Below are 3,285 nucleotides of genomic sequence, written 5' to 3'. Positions count from 1 at the left end.
AGGCTACACCCTTACCACGAGCTGACGGTCTAGTTTCGTAGCCAATATGACCAATGACATTTTCTACGTTGGCATTAGTACCTTTGCGAACTCGGATTGCACCTAAAATTTCGGAGTTCGATACACAGTAGTAAGTTGTGCTAGGTAAATATCCCTTTGGTAACTCGGAGATTGCCTTTGAACGTTCGACCAAACCTGACAAATAAGCTGTCGGATCTAGCTCCACACCCGAATATTTTGGAATACCCGACTCTAGGCATTCTTTCGCATAACTCGCTAATAATGGGGCCAAATCAAGGTTGGCCTCTATCACTTCCATGTCAATTTTCCTCATAAGCACATAACGCCCTGCTAAGGGGTGAGCAACGCAATACCTAAGCCGCCGCAAACCACCTTAATCACTAAATTCAACGCATAGTAAAAATGCCACGCGTTGCGAATCCCTCTTGAGCAGTTTGTTAGTTTGCAAACCCAAAGCGTTGATTTTACGTTATTTCAAACTTTGCAAACAATAAACTTTATGTGTTTTGATGCATCTAAGTCAGGCGTAGTCTCAAAGCGGCTACTCAATGAAACCACTTGGAACAAACAACGCCGCAGAAAGCGAACTCACAACACCAAAAAGCGCTTTTGGAAAACCAACCTCACAGTGCGGACTTTCAACAAAGTCACTAAAACCACGTGAACTTACCACACCAGAGAAAACGTCATTTCAGTGAATAAACCGGCTTTTGCACCAACAAACTCAACGAGCAGAGTTTCAGCAAAAAAGTTCAACCCAGTTAACCCAAAAATCGCCGCACCAAAGAACAAATCAACCGTAGAAACGCTGCCAGTTTGGGGTTTTCACCACGCTAGTTAACACTGAAATTGAACGCCGATATGACGATTTCCACTTTGAGCTTTTACCACTAGACCTTGCGATATAGCTGCGTTTATCCTCTTGCAAACTAACGCCCAATTAAGGTGTGAAGCACGCGACCACGAAACTCAATTTAAACACCTTAATCACTAAACTTGACCAAAACCGAAAATGCCAAGCGTGCTGAATCACTCTTAAATTGTTTGTTATGTGTTTACTCAAAGTAACCCTCGGAAGCAATTGCAACCGATTGAAAGTACAACCCTTCACCTTCTTCTAGGTCAGGAAGAGTTGGACGCCAGAAAGATAACTGAAGCTCTTTAAACACGTAGCTATAGCCTAACTCTGGATCAGAATGATCATAGTTTCCTTCTAGCTGAACTCGTTCGAGCACATTAGTCGCTAATGTCCTATGTACGTCAAAGCCAAACAATGTCGTTGAAAACAACTCAGACGCCGCAGCTTCAATGAACTCAACTCTTCCTTCATTATCAAAATCTACCATGAGACCATCTAAAAAATGATGGCGATGACCATAGATGCAATCAGGAGCTCCGATAACATTGCTCACTTCAGTTTCTGTCATACCAAGCTTGACTGGACCGATTGAGTTTCCTAGTTGAATTTCGAAAATTTCCATTTTTTTCCTAAAAACACATAACGCCCTGCTAAGGGGTGAGCAACGCAATACCTAAGCCGCCGCAAACCACCTTAATCACTAAATTCAACGCACAGTAAAAATGCCACGCGTTGCGAATCCCTCTTGAGCAGTTTGTTAGCTGTGTTTTACAACACGAGCTTTGCTCCCAACATACCAAGAGCTGCGATAGCTACCATCGTAAACCAAAGGTAAATCATAAAAGATAGGTATAACGAAAATAAACCTCTCACAGCTTTATCTAAGTTTGCACCTTCATCGTGCTGTAAGAAGTACGCTAGTTCTGCTGTAGGTATTGATCCAGCAAAGCTCTTAAATTTGAACTTTACCATCATCAAGCCCATTGAGACTGGAAGACTAGATACTAGTAAAATGATTCCCACCGAAATCCAGACATTCTCAGGGGATTCATTACCTAAAACTACTGCAGCCCCGATCAACACTAAAAGCATTCCCAGAAAGCCCTTAAAAGATGACAACAATGAGTCTCTTGTTTTTATATACAGCCAGAATAGCGGCTTATCGAATTTTCTCATTTTTTCCTCAAACAGCTAACGCCCTGTTAAGGGGTGAGCAACGCAATACCGAAGCCGCCGCATACCACCTTAATCACTTAAACCAACGCATAGTGAAAATGCCACGCGTTGCGAATCCCTCTTGAACAGTTTGTTAACTGAGCGCCTTTCAGCTTTCGCCGATCTTACAGCCACTTTAGCCAAGGCTGGTTTTCCTAATTAATGATTAGTAAAGCTAACTCAAATATGTATTTAACTAAAAGATTACCGTTTACCTTTAGTTTGAAATGCGTCTCACAACACCATACTTCGGCGATGTAAGTGCGCCGAACTAATCGCGAATGCCTTATATTATTAGAAGGCTTTGTGCCGCCTTTCTCATGAATAAACTTAAGTACCAAATTGAAATTAGTCGCATTAGCTTAATTAAGGGAACCGACCAAACACGCTAAACCTCTGAACCTAGTAACGGTATCAATGTGCTTTCATATTTTCTGCGCCAGTTAACGCCCTGCTAAGGGGTGAGCAACGCAATACCGATGCCGCTGCATACCACCTTAATCACTAAAATCAACGCATAGTAAAAATGCCTCGCGTTGCGAATCCCTCTTGAGCAGTTTGTTAGTCGCGAGGCACCGAGCGACAATTTTAAGCCGAACCAAACTTTGCGAACAACAAACTTTATGTGCTTTGATGCATTTAAGTCAGGCGTAGTCTCAAAGCGGCTACTCAATGAAACCACTTGGAACAAACAACGCCGCAGAAAACGGACTAACAACACCAAAAAGCGCTTTTGGAAAGCCAATCTCACAATGCGGACTTTCAACAAAGTCACTGAAACCACGTGGAACTTACAACACCAGAGAAAACGTCATTTCAGCGAGTAAATCTGCTTTTGTAACAACAAATTCAACGAGCGGAGTTGCAACCAAAAGCAAACTCTCGATTGCCCTGCTATGTCAGCACCAAAGAACAAAACAACCGCGAGGACACTTGCAAAACTTTGGACTTAAAACAGCTGAAAATGAGTTTGGACCAACGACGATGAACCTGTGAGCCGAACAATCAGCAGCCAAATTTTGAGCTTAGAAACATGATTTTGATTGCTAACTTTTTCTGGCGACTAACGCCGCGTTAAGGGGTGAATGCCGCATAAACCAACTTTCCGCAGACCACTTTCACCACCAAAACTCACTGCATACCAAAAATGCCACGCGGCATGAATCCCTCTTGAACGCTTTGTTATGCCG

Annotated in this window: 4 protein-coding genes and 1 pseudogene; 1 reads left to right on the top strand and 4 read right to left on the bottom strand. The window is 42.8% G+C overall.

Translation table 11 applies throughout. From position 1 onward, the window contains the following. The 3 genes and pseudogenes from FKN16_RS24045 to FKN16_RS24025 all read right to left on the bottom strand — a co-directional run. A pseudogene (locus FKN16_RS24045) lies at positions 1-319 on the bottom strand (GNAT family N-acetyltransferase); the annotation flags it as partial. Positions 320-1,076: 757 nt separating this feature from the next. Then, positions 1,077-1,502, bottom strand: a complete 426-nt coding sequence (locus FKN16_RS24035; RefSeq protein WP_170903714.1) for a hypothetical protein — start codon at positions 1,500-1,502, stop codon at positions 1,077-1,079. 146 nt (positions 1,503-1,648) lie between these two features. After that, positions 1,649-2,056, bottom strand: a complete 408-nt coding sequence (locus tag FKN16_RS24025) for a hypothetical protein (RefSeq protein ID WP_025506483.1) — start codon at positions 2,054-2,056, stop codon at positions 1,649-1,651. A gap of 711 nt (positions 2,057-2,767) precedes the next feature. Between FKN16_RS24025 and FKN16_RS24015 the strand changes: the two genes are divergently transcribed. Continuing rightward, positions 2,768-3,091, top strand: coding sequence for a hypothetical protein (locus FKN16_RS24015; protein WP_101911965.1), 324 nt, complete (start codon positions 2,768-2,770; stop codon positions 3,089-3,091). 67 nt (positions 3,092-3,158) lie between these two features. Here the strand turns inward: FKN16_RS24015 and FKN16_RS24010 are convergent, their stop codons facing one another. Beyond that, a complete protein-coding gene (locus FKN16_RS24010; RefSeq protein ID WP_170903715.1) occupies positions 3,159-3,281 on the bottom strand; it encodes a DUF3265 domain-containing protein in 123 nt (40 codons plus the stop codon). Between the last annotated feature and the right edge of the window lie 4 nt (positions 3,282-3,285).

It is taken from the genome of Vibrio sp. 11-4(1) (assembly GCF_013048625.1).
Classification (GTDB): Bacteria; Pseudomonadota; Gammaproteobacteria; order Enterobacterales; family Vibrionaceae; genus Vibrio; species Vibrio diabolicus.
The sequence above is the reverse complement of the archived record's forward strand: the minus strand, read 5'-3'. Positions and strand labels throughout refer to the sequence as shown.